The sequence below is a fragment of the Shewanella hafniensis genome, from assembly GCF_019655335.1.
In the GTDB taxonomy this organism is placed as follows: Bacteria; Pseudomonadota; Gammaproteobacteria; order Enterobacterales; family Shewanellaceae; genus Shewanella; species Shewanella hafniensis.
The window spans coordinates 1-20273 of record NZ_BPFD01000052.1 but is presented as its reverse complement, the minus strand read 5'-3'; the positions used below and the strand labels follow the sequence as shown (position 1 = coordinate 20273).

Below are 20273 nucleotides of genomic sequence, written 5' to 3'. Positions count from 1 at the left end.
AATTGATCGGTAAATCATTACATGTGGACGTTTACATATATGATAAATCGTATATAGTGTATATATCTTTCATCAGGGCTCATTCCCATGAAAAAACGTGTACTTTTTCTCTGTGTTGGTAATTCTGCGCGTTCACAACTCGCTGAGGCCTTATTAAGACACCAAGCCCAAGGGCAGTTTGATGTGTTTAGTGCGGGTACGCAGCCTGAGCCTATAGATGAGCGAACTCTTACGCTTTTGCAGAAAAATGATTTGGATACGAGTGAGTTACGTTCGAAGTCTGTCAGTGAGTTTAGTGGGCAATCCTTTGACTTTGTGATCAGCCTCTGTGAAAAATCAACGCAAGAGTGTCAGAGTTTTCCCTTAGCAGATAAAATTATCGCTTGGGATTATCCCGATCCCAGAATCGAATCGGGCACTCGTGGGTTTGAACAAACCTTTAGAGAGTTGAACGAAAGGATTAAAATGTTTGTATTAGTACAGTCGAAGGACATCAATGATTAATCCTACCCAGTTTTTCAAATGTTTAGCCGATGAAACTCGCTTGCGTTGTTTGATGCTTATTCAGCATGAGGGTGAGCTCTGTGTTTGTGAGCTAACAGAAGCCTTGCAAGAGATCCAGCCTAAGATTTCGCGACATCTAGCTCAGTTGCGTAAATGTGGTTTATTAATCGACCGTCGTCAGGGACAGTGGATTTTCTACAGTATCAATAATGATTTACCAGAATGGGGTAAGTTAGTATTGAGTGAAGTCACTAGCCAAAATACGGTTTTTCTTGAAGAAAATATGCGTAACTTGTGCAAGATGGGTGGCCGTCCTGAGCGCGCTAGAGCTTGTTGCTAAAGTCTACCCCGTAGCAAATAAATAAAAAAATTTAAATTAAAATATACGAAATTTCATATATTATTGTCGCCGGAGGTTTATATGGCTTCTTCTGTAAAAGTGCTTTTTTTATGTACCCATAATGCCTGCCGTAGCATTCTTGCTGAAGTTATAGGTCGAGATATCGTCGCTAAGCAAGTTTTGACTACTACCGCTCAATGGCAATTTGCGAGCGCAGGCAGCGAACCTGCGGGTGTGGTTCATCCGCAAACCTTATTACAGCTAGCGCACAGAGGCTATAGCATTGAAGGACTCAGCAGTAAAAGCTGGGATATGATGGCCGATTTTACGCCCGATCTGGTGATTACTGTGTGTGATAGCGCCGCGGGAGAAACCTGTCCTTTGTGGTTAGGCCAAACACTTAAATTGCATTGGGGCTTACCCGACCCGACATCAGCGGATCCTGCCAATATGGATGCGCAATTCAGTCGTGTCATTGGCACCCTTGAAAATCGTATCAAAACACTTATCTCGTTGCCGCTTTCGGCAGGTATTGAAGCTCAAAAAACAGCATTACAGTCAATTGCAAACCAGTTTCCACTTACATAGAAACATGTACTGATATTTAAATGAGTTGTGATTCAGCCTATAAAATAGTCAGTATTTTGCCTGTGCTGCTTTGATGTTTAGCAAGGAAGTTTAACTATGTTGCAAATATTTTCCGATTTAGCGAGTTGGTTAACCTTTGGGGTAATGAGTCTAGATCCCAATACTAAGTTGGCTGATGCCATCCATTTTTTTATTGAAGATACCACGAAGATTTTTGCGCTCCTGTTGCTGATGATTTATGTCATCGCTTTGGTGCGGGCATCACTCAATGTTGAGCGCGTTCGGGATTATTTGGCGGGTAAAAATCGGTTTGTTGGGTATTTTATGGGGTCGGGTTTTGGTGCTGTTACTCCATTTTGTTCCTGTTCGAGTATTCCGGTTTTTTTAGGTTTTACTTCTGCGGGGATCCCCGTTGGGATCACTATGGCGTTTCTGATCACTTCGCCGTTAATTAATGAAGTCGCCGTTCTGTTGCTTGTGAGTCTGCTGGGCTGGCAGTTCACTGTGATATACGTGCTGGTCGGCATGTCAGTGGGTATGTTGGCGGGCGCTTTTTTAGACTCGATTCGCGCTGAACGTTGGTTGCAGTCCTTTGCCGCAAAGGCACTTGAGCAAGGTCAGGCGCAAGCGAGTCATGATAATAACGAGGGTATGACATCAACATCGATGACGTTAACTGAGCGACATGAGTTTGCGAAAGGTGAGACGTTAGAGATTTTTGGTCGAGTGTGGAAATGGGTCATTATTGGGGTTGGGCTTGGCGCCGCGCTCCATGGATTTGTTCCCGATGGCTGGATTGAAGCTCACTTAGGTGACGGCCAATGGTGGTCAGTGCCTGCGGCGGTATTGATCGGTATTCCTCTGTATTCCAATGCCACAGGGGTTATTCCTATCATGGAGAGTCTTATCATTAATGGCTTACCTGTAGGGACAACATTGGCATTTTGTATGGCAACGGTTGCAGCCAGTTTTCCCGAATTTATTTTGCTCAAGCAGGTGATGCAATGGCGTTTGCTGGCCATCGTTTTTGCCATTTTATTGATTTCATTCACCTTAATCGGTTGGATCTTTAACGCTATCAGTCCCATTCTGTGAGAATTATAAAAATGTTAAACATCAAAGTATTAGGTAGTGGGTGCGCTAAATGCACTAAAACCGCTGAGATCATTACGGCCATTGCCAACGAGAAGGGCATCGGTATTTCTCTGGTGAAGGAAACCAATCCAGAAGTCATCATGGATTATAAGGTGATGAGTACGCCTGCCGTGGTGATTGATGAGAAGCTAGTGCATTGGGGCTCCATTCCCCATAGAGCCATGATTGAATCCTGGTTAGTGGGGTAACACTTTAATGTCACATCCATTTGATATTTTGCCGCTAGAGAGTGGTGCTAGGTTGATTTTTACCCCTTGCCCAGGGACTAAATCTGTTCCTGTGACAGAGGCGGTGGCAACTCTTAAAGCGGCGGGAACTGAGGTCATTATCACTTTAATGCCATTTGCCGAATTGCAAACATTTGGTGCTGCATTATTACCCGATATTTGCCGTGAAGTGGGGATCCGTTGGTTACATCTACCCATAGAAGATGATGCATCGCCCGCAGAGGAATTTGAGTTAGCGTTTGTAAAGCACAGAGCAGAACTGCTGACCTTGATGCAAAACAAAGCGACGATTGCGATTCATTGTCGCGGTGGTTCCGGTCGCACAGGATTAATGGCGGCAATCTTGCTGTTACTGGCGGGAGGCTCTTTGGCAGAAGTGATTACCCAAGTGCAATCCATTCGCCCTAATGCCTTAACCAATGTGCATCAACGCGGCTATATCGAACAGATAATGCTTTAATCTTAAACAAATAATATAAAACACCTAATATAAAACTGAGTGTGAAGGATGCAGGTATGACAATCAAAATCGGGATAAATGGCTTTGGCCGTATGGGACGTTTAGCATTACGCGCTGCTTGGGGCTGGGAAGAGGTTGAGTTTGTGCAGATTAATGATCCCGCAGGGGATGCGGCGACCTTAGCCCATTTGCTCACATTCGACTCTGTGCATGGTCGCTGGCAGTACGAGGCTAATGCCGAGGGTAATGACATCATTATCGATGGTAAGCGTATTAGCTGTACTCGCAATAAAACCATCGGGGAAACCGATTGGTCCGGTTGTGATGTGGTGATTGAAGCTTCGGGTAAGATGAAAACCAAAGAAGTGCTGCAAGCTTATTTAGATCAAGGCGTTAAACGCGTTGTGGTCACAGCGCCCGTTAAAGAAGAGGGCGTGTTAAACGTTGTCATGGGGGTGAATCATCAACTCTATGACAAAGCCATTCATCCGATTGTGACTGCGGCCTCCTGTACCACTAACTGTTTGGCGCCAATCGTCAAAGTGATCCACGAAAACCTCGGTATAGTGCATGGTTCCATGACAACCATTCATGATATTACCAACACTCAAACGATTTTAGATGCGCCGCATAAAGATCTCCGCCGTGCGCGGGCCTGTGGTTTAAGCCTTATCCCTACGACAACAGGCTCAGCGACGGCAATTACTCATATTTTCCCTGAACTCAAAGGTAAGCTCAACGGCCATGCCGTGCGGGTGCCATTAGCGAATGCCTCATTAACCGATTGCGTGTTCGAGGTGAGTCGCAAAACGACCGAAGCTGAGGTCAATCGCCTGTTAAAAGAAGCGGCAGACGGACCGCTAAAAGGCATTTTAGGTTATGAGGAACGTCCATTAGTCTCGGTCGATTATAAAACCGATCCGCGTTCGAGCATTATCGATGCGCTATCGACCATGATTATCAATGGCACTCAGGTCAAACTCTACGCTTGGTATGACAACGAGTGGGGTTATGCTAATCGTACTGTCGAACTGGCCCGCATGGTCGGTCTGATGGATAAGGCATAAGCTTTATGGCTAAGCTGACAGGGTTGTTTTCCAACATATCACCCGAGATCCGCCAGTATTTGGTAGTCACAGGCAACTATTGGGCATTCACGCTCACCGATGGCGCATTACGTATGTTAGTGGTGCTCCATTTCCATGGATTAGGTTATAGCCCGCTGCAAATTGCCATGCTATTCCTCTTCTATGAAATCTTTGGGGTGGTAACTAACTTAGTCGGCGGCTGGCTCGGGGCGCGTTTAGGCTTAAATAAGACCATGAATGTGGGCCTATTTATGCAGATTGTCGCCCTTAGCATGTTGCTTGTGCCTAGCGGTATGCTCACGGTTGCATGGGTGATGGCGGCGCAGGCCTTGTCGGGTATCGCTAAAGATCTCAATAAAATGAGTGCAAAAAGCAGTATTAAGTTGTTAGTGCCTAAGGATGCAGAGGGTGAGCTGTATAAGTGGGTTGCCATGCTCACTGGCTCCAAAAATGCGCTAAAGGGCGCGGGCTTCTTCTTGGGCGGCGCCTTGCTGACCCTGTTTGGATTCCAACAGGCCGTGTTAGGCATGGCGATTGGCCTATTACTGGTGTGGATTTTCAGTCTGTTAAGTTTGCAGCGCGATTTAGGTAAAGCCAAAAACAAACCTAAGTTCACGGAAATTTTCTCTAAGAGTCCGGCGGTAAACACGCTTTCTGCCGCACGCATGTTTTTGTTTGGTGCGCGGGATGTGTGGTTTGTGGTGGCTTTACCCGTTTATTTGGCCTCAACCTTTGGTTGGGATCATTGGTATGTCGGCGGTTTTCTCGCACTCTGGGTAATAGGCTATGGCATAGTGCAAGGCTTCGCACCTCGCTTGACGGGGACAAAGTCGGCGAGCCAAAACCAGGTGCCCGATGGACGTAGCGCCTTAGGTTGGGCAGCGATATTGAGCATAGTGCCGGCAGGCATTGCGCTGGCGATAAGTTATGACTTCCATGCCGCGAATATACTGATTTGGGGATTGATGCTGTTTGGCGCCTTATTCGCGATCAACTCTTCATTACACAGCTATCTTATCGTCAGTTATGCGGATGAAGATGGCGTATCGTTAGATGTGGGTTTTTACTACATGGCTAATGCGATGGGACGCTTGATCGGAACTGTGTTGTCTGGCTGGGTGTATCAAGTGTATGGCATGGCGGCATGTCTGTGGATATCGGCGGCATTTATTGCGTTAGCGGCGCTTATCTCAATTATGCTTCCAAGACATAGAGCGATATAAAGACATAAAACGCGAAAAAATGTCAAAAAAATATACGAATTAACATATATGTCATATTTCATATGTATTCTAGCGGTGTTACATAAAGACAGTTAAATGACACCTATGTCTCCAAATGAGGATATCAATATGAAAAAAACAGCACTAATGTCACTGCTTGGTTTAGGATTATTTGCTTGTGTTGCTCACGCTAGCGAGTTCGATTTACCAGGTTTTGTCACTGAAGTAGAAGATGGTCGTCTATGGGTGTTTAAAGATAATTCGGCTGAGTTAACAGAGTTTAAGCAACATGGCGAGCCAGCAAAGCAATTCACTGTGATTGGTGTTGGTCCTAAGGGCATGACGGTTAAATCAGCTGACAAAGAAACCTTAGATGAGTATCTCATCAAATTAAAATCTAATTAATTGATATGGAGAGGCGCTCCCCTAATGGGAGTGCTCTTTTGTTCCAGCATTTTGATTTTGAGCAAACAATTCTTTATACTCCCTGTTTCATACATGTCGCGATTCCAAATAGCGCAACTATTTTCAATACAGTCAACTTTGAGTTGGCTCATATAAGCGAGGTTATTTTCGGTAATGAGCATTAAGCCGCATTAGTTCAACCCTTCCTTCTTGGATCGTTATGATCCGTCCTTAGTGGCTACCATCTCGGTAGTTGTTTTGTTGTACCCCATAATCTCAATTGCATTTCGTCACCTTGACGTATAAAAACCGCATTAGCGATGCACTGACATTTCTGTCAAGCGTTGACATTGGCTATTGGGAGATATGATTAAATTTCAATCAGAGTGAGTAACATGATACAAACCATGAAAAAAGAGTGGTTCTCCAACATACGCGGAGATCTGTTAGCCGGTATTGTAGTAGCACTGGCGTTAATCCCTGAGGCGATTGCCTTTTCTATCATTGCAGGCGTCGATCCTAAGGTCGGCTTGTATGCTTCATTCTGTATCGCTGTGGTCATCGCGTTTACGGGGGGACGTCCCGGCATGATCTCTGCCGCAACAGGCGCTATGGCGTTGTTGATGGTGACTTTAGTGAAGGAACATGGCCTCGAGTATCTACTCGCGGCAACCCTATTAACTGGTGTACTGCAAATTGCTGCGGGGTACTTAAAACTCGGTAGTTTGATGCGTTTCGTCTCCCGCTCTGTGGTGACTGGCTTTGTGAATGCGCTGGCGATTCTGATCTTTATGGCCCAGTTACCTGAACTGACTAATGTGACTTGGCACGTATATGCGATGACGGCAGCAGGCCTCGGTATCATTTACCTGTTCCCACTCATCCCTGTGATTGGTAAATCCGTACCTTCGCCTCTCGTGTGTATTGTCGGATTAACGCTTTTTGCGGTTTATATGGGGTTAGATATTCGTACTGTCGGCGACATGGGACAACTGCCTGATACTTTACCTATTTTCCTCTGGCCTGAAGTGCCATTGACCCTTGAAACTCTGATGATCATCTTCCCATACTCGGTCGGTCTTGCCGTGGTGGGTTTGCTAGAATCTATGATGACCGCCACCATAGTTGATGACTTAACCGATACCCAAAGCGATAAAAACCGCGAGTGTAAGGGCCAAGGTATTGCCAATATTGGTGCGGGCTTAATGGGCGGTATGGCGGGTTGTGCCATGATTGGTCAGTCTATCATCAACGTTAAATCGGGTGGTCGCGGACGGTTATCGACATTTTCTGCGGGAGTATTTCTACTCATATTGATTGTATTCCTCGGCGAGTGGTTAAAGCTCATCCCTATGGCGGCACTGGTTGCCGTGATGATCATGGTATCTATCGGTACTTTCTCTTGGGATTCCATTCGTAATCTCAAGCATCATCCAATGTCAACTAACCTTGTGATGGTCGCCACAGTTGTGGTCGTGGTCGCTACCCATAACTTAGCCATGGGGGTATTTGTGGGGGTATTACTCGCGTCCCTGTTCTTTGCTAATAAAGTGGGCCGTCTTATGGTGGTTAAGAGTGCAACGACCTCTAGCGACACTGGTCGTCATTATCAGGTTATTGGGCAAGTCTTTTTTGCTTCGGCAGATAAGTTCAGTAATTCATTCGATTTTAGGGAAGTGGTTGATAAGGTGACTATCGATCTATCTCAAGCGCATTTTTGGGATATCACCGCGGTATCAGCGCTGGATAAGGTGGTGATTAAATTCCGTCGCGAGGGGACTGAAGTTGAATTGATAGGCCTTAACGAAGCCAGTGCCACCATAGTCGATAAATTTGGGGTGCACGATAAGCCAGAAGAAATCGAAAAAATGATGTCTGGTCACTAATTCTCTAGCAACACAGTAATAAGGAAAATAACGATGACAAATGTGATTGCCTGTATTGACGGTTCAAAAGCGACACTCGCGGTATGTGATGCTAGTAGCTGGGCTGCAAATCAACTTGATGCGCCAGTGACATTATTGCATGTGTTGGATAAGTCTGCTTATCCAACAGAGTCAAATCTATCAGGAAATATCGGCTTAGGTACGCGGGAGCACTTACTTAATGAAATGGTTGAACTCGAAGCGCGCCGAGGTAAACTCGCACTCGAGCAGGGTAAGTATATGCTGCAAGATGCAAAAAACCGAGTGGGGCAGAGCCAACCTAACGTAGTTGTTGAAACCTTACAACGTCATGGCGATTTAGTCGAAACCCTGCTAGAGCAAGAACCCCGTACCAGACTTATAGTGATGGGGCGTCAAGGTGAGCAGCATCAAGATCAAGCGCAGGCCATTGGCAGCCATTTAGAAAATGTCATTCGCACGCTTAAGCAGCCTATTTTAGTGGTGATGGACGAGTTTACTGCACCGACTCGATTTATGATCGCCTATGATGGCAGCATTACTGCGAAAAAAGCCCTTAATCAAGTGCTAACGAGTCCACTTTTAAAAGGGCTCGAATGTCATTTAGTGATGGTGTCTGATGATCAATCGCTGGCGACCGCTGAACTGGCGTTGGTGGCCGAATCTCTGATTGCGGCGGATTTCAATGTGGTTACCGCCTTTTGTCAGGGAGAAGTACAAACGGCTTTGGGGTCATATCAACTTGAGCATCACATCGGTCTTATGGTGATGGGAGCATATGGTCATTCGCGGATTAGGGAGTTTTTTGTCGGCAGTAACACCACAAGGATGATCAGTAAAAGTCATATCCCATTGTTATTACTTCGCTAAGTGAGGTTGCTACTTAGCTAAGTTGGCAGTATAAATTTAAGCTTATTTTTTCTAATCTAAAAAACCAAGTTATAGCATTCGCTTTAACTTGGTTTTGTCTGTGCGACCTGAGGTCGTATGAAGCGTTGTTCACCACGACAAGAGTGAATCAACGGCGTTTGCTGTCTTACCATGCTTCTTCACTTTCCATTCACCTTCGCCATAGACTTTAAGTCCTGTAGCATCAATCGCTAAGTGATCAATGGTGCTACGCGTTTTAGTTTTGAGGGCAATTTCGACTGTCTTTGCGCGTTTGCTAATACAAGTGTAATGCGGGCAAGAAAGTGGCACCTTAGCCAGATGAAATACTGAATTAATAAAGCCTTGTAACGCGCGTAGTGATATGGCGAAAATACGCTTAAATGAGCACGGTGGTGATGGACAAATCACTAAACAATCGTGGACGACCTTTCTTGCCTTGTTCTTCTTTAGCTTGCCAGTTAGCGATGGCTTCTTCATCAATCCAAAAGGAAAGTGAACCACTGTTGATAAAGCTTGGTTGTATTGTTTCCAGTTGGTCGTTTGGTAGAAGGGTTTAGGCACAGTAGTTTGGTTGGTCTGTTAATGATGCCGATCTGATCATCGGCATCAAAATTAGTTCAACCGATTTTGGAAACAAAGCCCATATTTGCTTTAAATATGAAGTGTTCACTATTTTTAGTCACAAAAATAGATCAAATATTGATCAGTGAAAAGACAGGTTTTCGTGACCGTGACCACCACGTTGTCGTTAATTGTCGTTAATGTACTGTCCGACGGTCATGCGAATAATGCTAATTAAATCAATTGACAGCAATTTAGGTAAAATAGGTAACGCGTTAAAATCCATATCTGCACGGCCTGTCACGCCGGGGGTCGCGGGTTCGAGTCCCGTCCGCTCCGCCAAATTAATAAAAAGGCCTTACAGCAATGTAAGGCCTTTTTATTTCTATCTTTTCCATCAAATAATTGCAGCATAAAATCGCTGCAGCTTGCAGTCCATCGCTGTTGCGCCTTGGTTTCACTTAGGTCATGCAGTCTTCGATAAACTTTATAGCGTTTATGCATTTGCTGCTATTGTTAAGCGAAATAGATAATTCCCGAGCCTTTATCATGCTCATGTCATCTATTTCATTCAAGATAATGCGAGCTCATTGTTTTCCTCACCTAAAGGATTTTTTATGGTTGAACAAATTACGGGTATGTTAGCGCTGATTGGAGTGTTATCGCTTTTTTGTCAATGGCTTGGTTGGAAACTACGCTTACCGGCAATTTTGCCCTTACTGCTCTGTGGACTCACCCTCGGCCCCGGACTTGGTTTCCTCAATCCCGATGCGATATTTGGCAATTTACTCTTTCCGATCATTTCTCTCGGCGTTGCCGTAATTTTGTTTGAGGGCGCTTTGACCCTCAACTTTAAAGAAATCAAAGATCATGGTCGTATGGTGACGCATCTTGTGACCATAGGAACAGTGATTACTTGGGCTTGTATCAGCACGGCCACCTTTTATTTACTCGATTTTAGTTGGGAAATAGCACTCCTCTTTGGCGCATTAGTGGTGGTGACGGGACCGACGGTTATCGTGCCTATGCTTAGAAGTGTGCGCCCTAAATCCCAACTTGCCAGTATTTTGCGCTGGGAAGGCATAGTTATCGACCCCATAGGCGCATTGCTGGCGGTATTAGTTTTTGAATACATAACTGTTTCAGGCGATCCCACGACACATGTGCTCTATGCATTAGGCTCTATGCTTTCGCTAGGATTAGGGCTCGGCGCTGCGGCAGGTTACCTCACAGGGCAAATATTAAGACGCAACCTGTTACCACATTATTTGCGCAATACCGCAGTCTTGACCTTAATGCTGGGTATCTTTGTCGGCTCTAACCTATTACAGGAAGAGTCGGGTTTACTGACTGTGACCGTTATGGGCATTTGGCTTGCCAATATGCGCGGTGTGGATATTGCTGAAATCCTCGAATTTAAAGAAACCTTAACCGTACTGTTGATTTCGGCACTGTTTATTTTATTGGCGGCGCGATTAGATTCTAATGCCATGCTCGACTTAGGTTGGGGTGGACTGGGCGTTTTAGCGGTCACTATGTTGCTAGCACGGCCACTGAGTATTTGGGTTTCTGGTATAGGCACCTCTTTATCGAGGGCTGATAAGTGGTTTTTATGCTGGATTGCACCGCGAGGTATAGTCGCTGCCGCGGTATCGTCATTGTTTGCAATTAAGTTAGAAGCCAACAATGTGCAGGGCGCTGATGCGATTGTGCCCTTAGTGTTTTTAATTATTATCGGCACGGTCGTTATCCAAAGTTTAACCGCGGGACGTTGGGCACGATTCCTCGGTGTCAAAGCCGATTCTGCCCAAGGTCTATTGATTTTCGGTGCTTCTAAATTTTCCCGTGAGTTAGCTAAAATCTTAAAAGCCAAGGATATCAAAGTGCTATTGGCTGATAATAACTGGGATAACATACGCCTCGCACGTATGGATAATATCCCAGTGTATTTTGGTAATCCCGCATCGGAACATGCTGAAACCTATATGGATTTAACTGGGATTGGCCGCGTGTTGATCATTTCGCCTTATCGACAATTGAACCCTTTAGTGAGTTTCCATTTTCAAGATTTCTTTGGCACTAAGAAGGTCTTTGGCTTAAATAATACCGAAGTCGGCAGTGCGCGCCACCAGCTCTCAGAAAGTTATAAGCAGCGTTTATGTTTGTTTGGTGATGCCGTGTCCTATGCCAAGATAGCAAGCCTAATGGCGAGAGGCGCTCAGCTTAAAGTGACCAATTTAACTGAGAACTTCAGCTTTGAGCATTTCCGTAAGCGTTACGGTGAAACGGCGATGCCACTGGTTTATTTAACCAAGGAAGGTAAGGTCGTTGTAGTGTCTGGCAACGATACTGTATTCCCGAATGGTATTGAGCTCATTAGCCTGCTACCGATTGAAGCCTTAGAAGAAGCCAAAGTACAGCAAGCGATTGCAGAGCGAGAAGCACAGGAAGCCCAAGAGAAAGCCGCAGCAGAAGCCGCTTTAGCGAAGATAAAAGCGGATGAAGAGGCTGAACAATTAAGGCTTGTACAGGCTGAAGCTAAAGTGGCTATTGAGGATAATACCGCTGATCCACTTCAAGCTGCAGATGAGACTTTAGTGAAGAGTTAACCTAGGCTGTGATTGGTATTAGACTCCACTCAGTGATGGAGTAGTTTGAATTGTCATTGGGTCAAGGCATTAAAAAAGGAGACTGATTAGCCTCCTTTTTGTTGGTTTAAATCTTACAGAGTGGATTACGCTGCGCGTTCCTGTGAAGTGGTAGAAACCACTTCTGGACGCAGTTCAGCTGGGTCAAAGTCATCAACGTTAATTGACTTCATACGACCAATTTCCGCTCTTTCTAGCAAGTTAACTTCATCGTCGCTCAGCACGCCCAGTGCTTTACCTTCAGCGGCTACTTTATCTAACCACATGAAGGGTAGACGTTTACCGCTCGCCTTACAGACTTTGTCATGTAGAGGCTCAGACGCGATGATGTCCAGTAGCGTTTGTTCTTGGATCCCCACAGCATTGTGCTCAGAGTTAGTCCAGAACTGGCCTTTACCTAGACGGTCACGGCTTTCACACGGTGTTTGCATGATCTTAGCAACTTTATGATCTAACACATCGCTTGGGCGTTTCAGTGGACGACCGAATGGGAACATCACCACGCGTAATGCGCCGCCAAGACCCATAGGGAAGTTATCCAGCAAATCGTCTAACGAGGCTTGTAACTTGTACAGCGCATCTTCAACCGCCCATTGCACTAATGGTAAGTCGTCGGTTTGGCGGCCTTCATCTTCATAGCGCTTCAGCGTGGCAGATGCCAGATACAGTTGGCTCAGTAAGTCACCTAAACGGGCAGAGATACGCTCTTTACGTTTAAGGTTGCCGCCCAAGGTTGCCATGGCTAAGTCAGAGAGCAAGGCAAGGTTGGCACTGAAACGGTTCATCTGTTGATAATAACGTTTGGTTTTATCTGAATAAGGCGCGTTAGAGAAACGGCTTGATGTCAGACCTAACCAGAAGCTACGGATGAAGTTACTGGTCGCAAAACCAATGTGACCAAAGATGGCTGCATCGAAGTTAGCTAAACCTTGACCCGATTCGGTATCAAATGCTGACTCCATTTCTGCCAGTACGTAAGGATGGCAACGAATTGCGCCTTGGCCGTAGATGATCATAGAACGTGTCAGGATGTTTGCGCCTTCAACGGTAATCGCGATAGGCGCAGCTTGGTAGCCACGACCTAAATAGTTGTTGGGGCCAAGACACACGCCTTTACCACCGTGAATATCCATGGCATCGATAACGCATTTCTGCATACGATCCGTCAGGTGATATTTCACAATTGCAGAGATAACCGACGGTTTTTCACCTAAGTCGATACCTGTGGTGGTCAACGTTGTCACAGCATCCATCAGATAGGCGTTACCGCCGATGCGTGCCATTGGCTCTTCAATACCTTCAAGCTTACCGATAGGCAATTTGAACTGACGACGAATGCGAGCATAAGCACCCGTTGCCAGCGCTGCGGTTTTTACACCACCTGCTGAGTTTGATGGCAGCGTGATACCACGACCCACAGATAAACATTCCACTAGCATACGCCAGCCTTGGCCAGCCATTTTCGGGCCGCCAATAATGAAGCTTAATGGTACAAACACTTCGTTGCCGCGAGTCGGACCGTTTTGGAACATACAGTTGAGCGGGAAGTGGCGACGGCCAGTTTCAACGCCTTCAACATCTGTTGGGATCAAGGCGCAGGTGATGCCGAGTTCTTCTTTATCGCCAAGTAGATGCTCTGGATCGCGCAGTTTAAAGGCGAGGCCTAATACTGTCGCGACAGGCGCTAAGGTGATGTAACGTTTGTTCCAGGTCAGTTTCATTCCCAGAACTTCTTCACCTTCCCATTGGCCTTTACACACAATACCAAAGTCAGGAATCGAGCCTGCATCGCTACCGGCTTCTGGGCTGGTTAGTGCAAAACAGGGGACTTCTAAGCCTTTGGCTAAACGCGGTAAATAATGGTTTTGTTGCTCTGGCGTGCCGTAATGTTGCAGCAGCTCTCCAGGGCCTAAAGAGTTAGGTACGCCAACAGTTGAAGCCAACTCACTGCTTAACCCCGCCAGTTTTTGTAACACGCGAGATTGGGCATAAGCCGAATATTCTAAACCGCCGTATTTTTTCTTAATGATCATGGCGAAGAAGCCGTGATCTTTCAGGTATTGCCATACTTCAGCGGGTAAATCAGCCAGTTGATGTGATACTTGGTGTTGATTCACCATGCGGCACACTTCTTCAACAGGGCCATCGAGGAAGGCCTGTTCGTCAGCGCTTAAACGCGCAACTGGGTAGTTATGCAGTTTTTTCCAGTTCGGGTTACCCGCAAACAGATCGGCTTCCCACCAAGTGGTGCCGGCTTCAATCGCTTCTTTCTCAGTTGAAGACATTTCCGGCATGATGCCGCGATATACCTTCATCAGTGGGCGACTGATCACATTTTGTCTAAATGCACTGATATTTAACGGCAAGGCTACCACAAGGAAAACGATCCAAGAGATAGGGCCGACAACATCGAGTGTCCATCCTGCTGTCATCACAACAGCGGCTGTAATAGTGGCAGTGAGCAAAGATACCCGAAGGTAAGCTAGGGCTCCTAGCACTAAGATCATGGCGATGATCCAAAGTAGGGTAGTCACTGTAATTCTCCTTAAATATGACCGAGTGCCAACCACAGGTCATAGAGTGTTTTATTGATTGCGATCACAATTATAGTTTGTGGTCAGACCTGTGTCGCATAAAAGTTAAACCTAAGACAATTTTAATACAAGTATTTTTCAAACAATTGTTTAAATTATTTGTCAGCTTTGATCATTCCACAAATGTCATCAACTAGTTACAATGCCAATAAGTAGTTTTTTTGATTGATGATAGGCGAGAAATATGTGCGAGTTACTGGCGATGAGCGCCAATGTGCCGACCGATATTGTGTTTAGTTTTACGGGATTAGCACAACGTGGTGGTGTAACCGGTCCCCACGTGGACGGCTGGGGTATTACGTTTTACGAGGGCAAAGGCAGCCGTACTTTTAAAGATGCTTGCCCGAGTAGCGAATCGCATATTGCAAAATTGATCAAATCCTACCCGATTAAAAGTGAAGTGGTGATAAGCCATATTCGCCAAGCGAATCGCGGCTGTGTGTCTTTAGAGAATACTCATCCTTTTACCCGCGAATTATGGGGACGTTATTGGACCTATGCCCATAATGGGCAATTGACGGACTATCTGCCCAAGTTTCATGTCTCGCGCTATCAACCCGTAGGCGATACCGATAGCGAACTTGCTTTCTGCTGGATTTTGGAACAAGTCGCCCAGAAGTTTGGCGGTACTAAACCTGAAGATATGTTGGCTGTGTTCCATTTTGTCGCGACGTTGGCCGAGCAAATCCGTGCCTTAGGTGTGTTCAACATGATATTGAGCGATGGCGAGCATTTAATGAGCTATTGCAGTAATAACTTATGTTACATCACTCGCCGCGCGCCGTTTGGTAAAGCGAAACTTATTGATACCGATGTGGTGATTGATTTTGATAAGGAAACTACCGCCCATGATGTGGTGACTGTGATTGCGACTCGCCCATTGACCGAGAATGAACAGTGGCGCGTTATGCAGCCGGGTAACTGGAAGCTGTTCAGATTGGGTGAGCTGTTAATCGATCTCTGATGTTATCCAACGCATCTTTTAGCAAACAAGGATTAGTGATAGGCCATTAGTAACGAACTTGTTGCAATGAACTGTCAGCTATGAACCATTAGCTATGAGCATTAACCGAACTTAGAGTTCTGGCCCTAGGTTCAGTTAAATACTAGCTAGGTTAGCTATTCATTCGATTCGGTATTAGTACGTTTTGGTTTTATCGGTGTAATTCAGCTAAGGCTTTGTATCATTGAGTATCATTGAGTATCATTGAGTTAAGTTGATTTTCTCAACTCAACTCAATGCTTTGCCAGTTAACCTTCCGTCGTGCCGAGCAGTTTTGGTACTTGCGGTTGCTCAGCAATATCTGCCGGGGTGCTTTCTTGGCTCACAACTTCATCGAAGTGATACTTCAGCAACTTGATATCGAGCTGCTTACTGCCTTTTTCAAAATGTGTTAACCGTACGGGCAGGTAGGCTAAATCCGGTGCCATCCAGAAGAAGGTTTGACGTTTTTTATTGTCACGCACCACTTCAATTTTGACTGTGTCGTAACTGCCACTGTCGATGTTCATCCGTTCTCTGCCAATGACATGGAACTTATATTCATCCAGTTCGTTGTCTTTGACCATCTTGTAGTCGAGCGCTTCTTTGCCCGAGACCATATCGAGCCTGAATTGCAATTGCACCATTAGCGGATCGAAAATCTCGCCTTCATAGGGGAATTTGCCTTTCTCGTCTTTATAACGGGTATGAATAAAGCCCTGCGCTTTGGCGAACGCGGTTTGTTCTGTGTAATTCGGGCCGACACCTTGACGCTGCTGTAAGTAACGTAAAGGGCTGAGTTGACTATTTTCTTGAGTAAATTCACTCAAAATGTGGCGCACATCGGTTAGCAATAACAGGCTAAGATCGCTGTCAAAACGATACTTATACACCCCATCTTCTGGATTGGGCAGGGTGTATTTAGCTTTACCGAGTTCGATATCCCCATAGTTGACTTGGTATTCGGCCGTCTGCGGCGTGAGCGGCGTCGGCGCGGCTATGGCAAACATACTTTGGGTGAGGGCCGTTAAGCTCACTAATAATGTGGGAATGGTACGCAAAGAATGCTCCTTGGGTCGCAGGTTTTCACCTTGTATCACTACAAACGCTCAGTAGTGGTTGATAAAAAAGTGTCGAGTAGCATGCTTACTTACACAGTTCAGGGTAAATCAGTTCAGCGTAAATCAAAAATCTGAGTCGACGGTTAGCAGGTTATAGCCGAGGCCGACACTGCTGTAAATAGCCATGTAAACACATGTAAACAGTTTATGGATCAGTATATTAAACTAAAATGGCATTGCCATGACTAAAGTGACCAGATCGGGACGCCACTGGTACTCAGACAAACTAACTTTGCCGCAGTTCACTGTTATCCCTTCGATTCTTAATAATTCCATCTGTTCCTGAAAGGAGACTGAATTTTTCTCGAAGGAGATTTTACCCTGACTATTGAGTACTCTGTGCCAAGGCAGAGACAAATGCTCGGGTGCCGATTTGAGTGCCTTGGACACATAACGTGCTCGCCCCGGTAATCCCGCATAATCGGCAATTTTGCCATAACTGCTGATTTTTCCCTGCGGGATCATCGCAACGATATACCAGATTTTCGCCATGGGGGATAGCTCAACCGCTTGGTGCTGGTGACTCGCTAAATCCTGCTCATCTTGTTTATCTTTTTCAAGATAGCGATACAGCGGCGATTTGTCTTTCGGAAACGATGCCATCGAATAGTTGGCCCTCAGCTAAATGCGTGTTCATGCTCAGAGAATCAGTCTTAAAAGGTCACACAGTAAAAATCGTGGGCGACGAGGTTGCGCTAGTGTAACGGAAAAGTCTGGTTTAGCGGAAGAAGTGAGGGCATTAAGCACACAATGGATGATGCATTACTCGGTATTTTTTATCGACTATCTCGATTGCTAACAAAATATTTAAACTGTTTTTAGCTTTAATATTGTGTAAATGGTCAAATAGTCCATAATAGCGCCAATTTTTTTGACTCGATGAGAGAAGATAACTGGCATGGCTGTACTCGATATTTTAACCATTCCCGACGAGCGCCTTAAACGTAAAGCGCAACCTGTAAAAGATATTGAAGCTGTTCAGGGATTTATCGATGATTTAATCGAAACCATGTATCACACGGACGATGGTATCGGTTTAGCGGCAACGCAAGTCGGCAGTACGGATGCAATTATTGTGATCGATTTATCTGACGGTCGCGACCAACCTCAAGTGCTGATCAACCCTGAAATCGTCGAAAAGTCTGGCGAGTTTGTGGGTGAAGAAGGCTGTCTGTCGATCCCAGGTTATCGCGCTAAAGTGTCACGTTTTGAAAAAGTTAAAGTGACCGCCTTAGACAGAACTGGCAAAGCTATCGAAATCGAAACCGATGAGTTTTTAGCCATAGTGTTGCAGCACGAAATCGACCATTTACATGGCAAAGTATTTATCGAACATTTATCCATGCTAAAACAACAAATCGCCCTTAAAAAAGTGCGTAAATACGCTTAAGCCTACTGCATGAAAGCGTGCATAAAAAGTGTATGAGCGCTTTTGAGCGCGTGTTGCATCTCCTGACTAGCCGCATTTTATGATGCGGCTTTTTTGTATCTAAAATTGGTATGTAAAACCTGAGTTTGAATGTCTTTGACTTGATATGTGAACATAACGACTTGTTTTAACAGTAATGAGTGGATAAGGTAGCCAGCAATATCCGCTAGCAATAAATTCAGTAGCATCATTAGCGGCAGTGTATGGATACGGTAGGGAAACAGATGAAACTTAAGATCATAACCAGCGGCATAATCTCACTCGCAATGCTTTCACTCAGTGGCTGCAGCGCGTTTTTTAACGGCAATACTACAGATAAAAAGGCGGTATCGAGTAGCTTAGTCGAATACTTATATCCAGATGAGAAGAGTCGCCAAGCCCAGCAGCCATCCTTACCTGTACTGCGTTTGCCTATTACCGTCGGCATTGCTTTTTTACCTTCATCCCATTGGCAAGCCGATGCCATAGACAGTCGCGCCCAAGTCGCTTTGCTCAACAAGGTGAAACAATCCTTTATCAAATACGATTATATCGATCGTATTGAAATCATTCCGAGCACCTATCTTAAAAATGGCAAAGGTTTTAATACCTTGCAGCAAGTTGCCCGCCTGCATGACGTCGATGTGATGGCGCTGGTTTCTTACGATCAAATGATGCAAAGCCACGAGAACAAATCCGCCATTCTTTATTGGACTATCGTGGGCATGTATTTAATCCCCGGCAATGAGAATGCCATTCAAACCTTTGTCGATACTGCGGTGTTCGATATGCGCAGCCAAAAGATGTTATTTAGGGCGCCGGGCATAAATCAGTTAACTGAAAGTTCAACCGCTGTTGGCGTGACGACAACCCTAAGGGAGAAATCCTATGAGGGTTTTGAGCTGGCGGTGAACGATATGATAGTCAATTTAGACGATGAGCTCGCCCGCTTTAAAACACGGGTTAAAGAAGAGCAGGTTGCCACTATTGAACATAAACAAGGTTACAGCGGCGGTGGCAGTTTATCGCTATTGATACTTTCACTCCTGGGGGTTTTTGCGCTGCGCCGTTTAACGATTTGCCGTGAATAAATAATTAAGCGCCAATTAAGATCGTTAAGGATGAGCAAATTGAGGTTTGCTTTGAATCAAGACGTGGGCAAAAAGTATATAAAGTTGAGCACAGGCTCTGGTTATCAACTTACTTGTAGTTAACGTTTTGATTTTATTTTTAAAGTGGTTTGCAGAGGCTGTGGTGTTGCGTTGAACACCACTTACGCGGGCGCGATAGGTTACGCGTTTAACAAGGAGAAAAATGAAATGGATTTAAATTCACTATTACTGTTTGCAGTTGCTTGCCTTGCTATCAATCTTATCCCTGGACCCGATGTTATCTACATTGTATCTAACACAATGAAAGGTAAAATGATCAGTGGGCTTAAAGCTGCGATGGGTTTAGGTGTGGGTTATTTTGTTCACACGCTTGCTGCTAGCTTGGGATTATCTGCCATCATTCTCAGTTCAGCGTTGGCTTTTAGTATTGTGAAGTGGTTGGGGGCCGCGTATCTAATGTATTTAGGCATTCAAGCGTTAATATCAATGTGGCGTGGCTACAATCATATTGTTGTTGATGACAATAGCAAATCAAACGACAACGTATTTTTCCAAGGCATTGTCGTTAGTGTACTTAATCCTAAAGTTGCTTTATTTTTCCTCTCTTTTTTGCCGCAGTTTATTGACCCGTTAGCGGGGTCAACGTCAATTCAGCTGTTAACCCTTGGTCTTATTTTCAGTTTGTTAGCGACCCTGTGTAACGTCCTTTATGCGTCTGCGGGAAGCTGGGTATTTAGTCGGCCCAATTCCCAGCGTTATTCCAGAGCCTTAGAGGGAATATCAGGGGTGTTGCTTATTGGCTTGGCCAGTAAAGTCATGACCAGTGATAGATAGTTTTTTCTTAAGCAGTTTTTCATAAGCCACCCATTCTAATTTAGCGATGACTCCTTTGTGAGTCACGCTTTTCTCAACTAGGCTTAGTACCTTTAATCCAGCACAAGGAGTGTGATGATGCCACAGCCAAGGAGAACTCAAATCAGTTTGGAAGATACGCCTTTTTATCACTGTTGTAGTCGAGTCGTTAGGCGTGCCTATTTGTGTGGTGAAGACCATTTCTCTGGT

At 45.2% G+C, this 20273-nt stretch carries 20 protein-coding genes and 2 pseudogenes; 17 read left to right on the top strand and 5 right to left on the bottom strand.

The features are described 5' to 3' along the window. Positions 1-87: 87 nt before the first annotated feature. The 11 genes from K5Q99_RS14790 (at position 88) to K5Q99_RS14740 (ending at position 8764) form a co-directional block, all read left to right on the top strand. Entirely contained in the window at positions 88-504 is a 417-nt protein-coding gene (locus K5Q99_RS14790) for an arsenate reductase ArsC (RefSeq protein WP_220777290.1), read from the top strand. Beyond that, positions 497-844, top strand: a complete 348-nt coding sequence (locus K5Q99_RS14785; RefSeq protein WP_220777289.1) for a metalloregulator ArsR/SmtB family transcription factor — start codon at positions 497-499, stop codon at positions 842-844. Before K5Q99_RS14790 ends, K5Q99_RS14785 begins: the two co-directional genes overlap by 8 nt. Before the next feature lie 81 nt (positions 845-925). Next, on the top strand, positions 926-1432 hold the full coding sequence (locus K5Q99_RS14780) for an arsenate reductase ArsC (RefSeq protein ID WP_220777288.1): 507 nt from the start codon (positions 926-928) through the stop codon (positions 1430-1432). A gap of 96 nt (positions 1433-1528) precedes the next feature. Beyond that, positions 1529-2527, top strand: a complete 999-nt coding sequence (locus K5Q99_RS14775; protein WP_220777287.1) for a permease — start codon at positions 1529-1531, stop codon at positions 2525-2527. An 11-nt stretch (positions 2528-2538) separates the two neighbouring features. Beyond that, positions 2539-2775 (top strand): thioredoxin family protein, encoded by a 237-nt coding sequence (locus K5Q99_RS14770; RefSeq protein WP_220777286.1) that lies wholly within the window; start codon positions 2539-2541, stop codon positions 2773-2775. 7 nt (positions 2776-2782) lie between these two features. Next, a complete protein-coding gene (locus K5Q99_RS14765; RefSeq protein ID WP_220777285.1) occupies positions 2783-3274 on the top strand; it encodes a phosphatase domain-containing putative toxin in 492 nt (163 codons plus the stop codon). 56 nt (positions 3275-3330) lie between these two features. After that, entirely contained in the window at positions 3331-4341 is a 1011-nt protein-coding gene (locus tag K5Q99_RS14760) for an ArsJ-associated glyceraldehyde-3-phosphate dehydrogenase (protein ID WP_220777284.1), read from the top strand. A gap of 5 nt (positions 4342-4346) precedes the next feature. After that, positions 4347-5585, top strand: coding sequence for an organoarsenical effux MFS transporter ArsJ (arsJ, locus tag K5Q99_RS14755; protein ID WP_220777283.1), 1239 nt, complete (start codon positions 4347-4349; stop codon positions 5583-5585). A gap of 129 nt (positions 5586-5714) precedes the next feature. Further along, complete coding sequence (locus tag K5Q99_RS14750) at positions 5715-5990, top strand: hypothetical protein (RefSeq protein ID WP_220777282.1); 276 nt, start codon at positions 5715-5717, stop codon at positions 5988-5990. A gap of 395 nt (positions 5991-6385) precedes the next feature. Next, positions 6386-7876: a SulP family inorganic anion transporter gene (locus tag K5Q99_RS14745; RefSeq protein ID WP_220777281.1), complete on the top strand. Its 1491-nt coding sequence runs from the start codon at positions 6386-6388 to the stop codon at positions 7874-7876. 33 nt (positions 7877-7909) lie between these two features. Continuing rightward, on the top strand, positions 7910-8764 hold the full coding sequence (locus tag K5Q99_RS14740) for a universal stress protein (RefSeq protein ID WP_220777280.1): 855 nt from the start codon (positions 7910-7912) through the stop codon (positions 8762-8764). Positions 8765-8932: 168 nt separating this feature from the next. Here K5Q99_RS14740 and K5Q99_RS14735 read toward each other — a convergent pair. Both K5Q99_RS14735 and K5Q99_RS14730 read right to left on the bottom strand, forming a co-directional pair. Further along, positions 8933-9346 (bottom strand): annotated as a pseudogene (locus K5Q99_RS14735) (IS5 family transposase); the annotation flags it as partial. 187 nt (positions 9347-9533) lie between these two features. Beyond that, positions 9534-9689 carry a hypothetical protein gene (locus tag K5Q99_RS14730; RefSeq protein ID WP_220777279.1) on the bottom strand — a complete coding sequence of 52 codons (156 nt, stop codon included), beginning with the start codon at positions 9687-9689 and terminating at the stop codon, positions 9534-9536. 274 nt (positions 9690-9963) lie between these two features. Here K5Q99_RS14730 and K5Q99_RS14725 point away from each other — a divergent pair, with 274 nt between their 5' ends. After that, positions 9964-11955: a cation:proton antiporter gene (locus tag K5Q99_RS14725; protein ID WP_220777278.1), complete on the top strand. Its 1992-nt coding sequence runs from the start codon at positions 9964-9966 to the stop codon at positions 11953-11955. Between the two features lie 125 nt (positions 11956-12080). On the opposite strand, the gene fadE is transcribed toward K5Q99_RS14725, so the two are convergent. Further along, positions 12081-14528, bottom strand: coding sequence for an acyl-CoA dehydrogenase FadE (gene fadE / locus K5Q99_RS14720; protein ID WP_220777277.1), 2448 nt, complete (start codon positions 14526-14528; stop codon positions 12081-12083). 244 nt (positions 14529-14772) lie between these two features. On the opposite strand from fadE, the gene K5Q99_RS14715 reads away from it, so the two are divergent. Next, positions 14773-15552 carry a class II glutamine amidotransferase gene (locus K5Q99_RS14715; RefSeq protein WP_212600585.1) on the top strand — a complete coding sequence of 260 codons (780 nt, stop codon included), beginning with the start codon at positions 14773-14775 and terminating at the stop codon, positions 15550-15552. 287 nt (positions 15553-15839) lie between these two features. Here the strand turns inward: K5Q99_RS14715 and K5Q99_RS14710 are convergent, their stop codons facing one another. Together K5Q99_RS14710 and K5Q99_RS14705 are read right to left on the bottom strand one after the other, a co-directional pair. Beyond that, the gene (locus K5Q99_RS14710) at positions 15840-16631 is read right to left on the bottom strand and encodes a DUF3108 domain-containing protein (RefSeq protein WP_106650385.1); all 792 of its coding nucleotides are present in this window, start codon (positions 16629-16631) and stop codon (positions 15840-15842) included. A gap of 225 nt (positions 16632-16856) precedes the next feature. After that, positions 16857-17294 carry an MGMT family protein gene (locus K5Q99_RS14705; protein WP_220777276.1) on the bottom strand — a complete coding sequence of 146 codons (438 nt, stop codon included), beginning with the start codon at positions 17292-17294 and terminating at the stop codon, positions 16857-16859. A gap of 295 nt (positions 17295-17589) precedes the next feature. Between K5Q99_RS14705 and def the strand changes: the two genes are divergently transcribed. The 4 genes and pseudogenes from def to K5Q99_RS22520 all read left to right on the top strand — a co-directional run. Next, the gene (gene def / locus K5Q99_RS14700) at positions 17590-18081 is read left to right on the top strand and encodes a peptide deformylase (protein WP_006081499.1); all 492 of its coding nucleotides are present in this window, start codon (positions 17590-17592) and stop codon (positions 18079-18081) included. A gap of 263 nt (positions 18082-18344) precedes the next feature. After that, positions 18345-19190, top strand: coding sequence for a rhombotarget lipoprotein (rhlP, locus tag K5Q99_RS14695; protein ID WP_220777275.1), 846 nt, complete (start codon positions 18345-18347; stop codon positions 19188-19190). Between the two features lie 228 nt (positions 19191-19418). Next, positions 19419-20045, top strand: a complete 627-nt coding sequence (locus tag K5Q99_RS14690) for a LysE family translocator (RefSeq protein WP_220777274.1) — start codon at positions 19419-19421, stop codon at positions 20043-20045. A gap of 117 nt (positions 20046-20162) precedes the next feature. After that, positions 20163-20273 (top strand): annotated as a pseudogene (locus tag K5Q99_RS22520) (transposase); the annotation flags it as partial.

Coding starts and splice junctions, on each gene's coding strand:
- K5Q99_RS14790 (WP_220777290.1), top strand. CDS start 88: ATGAAAAAACGTGTACTTTTTCTCTGTGTTGGTAATTCTGCGCGTTCA.
- K5Q99_RS14785 (WP_220777289.1), top strand. CDS start 497: ATGATTAATCCTACCCAGTTTTTCAAATGTTTAGCCGATGAAACTCGC.
- K5Q99_RS14780 (WP_220777288.1), top strand. CDS start 926: ATGGCTTCTTCTGTAAAAGTGCTTTTTTTATGTACCCATAATGCCTGC.
- K5Q99_RS14775 (WP_220777287.1), top strand. CDS start 1,529: ATGTTGCAAATATTTTCCGATTTAGCGAGTTGGTTAACCTTTGGGGTA.
- K5Q99_RS14770 (WP_220777286.1), top strand. CDS start 2,539: ATGTTAAACATCAAAGTATTAGGTAGTGGGTGCGCTAAATGCACTAAA.
- K5Q99_RS14765 (WP_220777285.1), top strand. CDS start 2,783: ATGTCACATCCATTTGATATTTTGCCGCTAGAGAGTGGTGCTAGGTTG.
- K5Q99_RS14760 (WP_220777284.1), top strand. CDS start 3,331: ATGACAATCAAAATCGGGATAAATGGCTTTGGCCGTATGGGACGTTTA.
- arsJ (WP_220777283.1), top strand. CDS start 4,347: ATGGCTAAGCTGACAGGGTTGTTTTCCAACATATCACCCGAGATCCGC.
- K5Q99_RS14750 (WP_220777282.1), top strand. CDS start 5,715: ATGAAAAAAACAGCACTAATGTCACTGCTTGGTTTAGGATTATTTGCT.
- K5Q99_RS14745 (WP_220777281.1), top strand. CDS start 6,386: ATGATACAAACCATGAAAAAAGAGTGGTTCTCCAACATACGCGGAGAT.
- K5Q99_RS14740 (WP_220777280.1), top strand. CDS start 7,910: ATGACAAATGTGATTGCCTGTATTGACGGTTCAAAAGCGACACTCGCG.
- K5Q99_RS14725 (WP_220777278.1), top strand. CDS start 9,964: ATGGTTGAACAAATTACGGGTATGTTAGCGCTGATTGGAGTGTTATCG.
- K5Q99_RS14715 (WP_212600585.1), top strand. CDS start 14,773: ATGTGCGAGTTACTGGCGATGAGCGCCAATGTGCCGACCGATATTGTG.
- K5Q99_RS14705 (WP_220777276.1), bottom strand. CDS start 17,294: ATGGCATCGTTTCCGAAAGACAAATCGCCGCTGTATCGCTATCTTGAA.
- def (WP_006081499.1), top strand. CDS start 17,590: ATGGCTGTACTCGATATTTTAACCATTCCCGACGAGCGCCTTAAACGT.
- rhlP (WP_220777275.1), top strand. CDS start 18,345: ATGAAACTTAAGATCATAACCAGCGGCATAATCTCACTCGCAATGCTT.
- K5Q99_RS14690 (WP_220777274.1), top strand. CDS start 19,419: ATGGATTTAAATTCACTATTACTGTTTGCAGTTGCTTGCCTTGCTATC.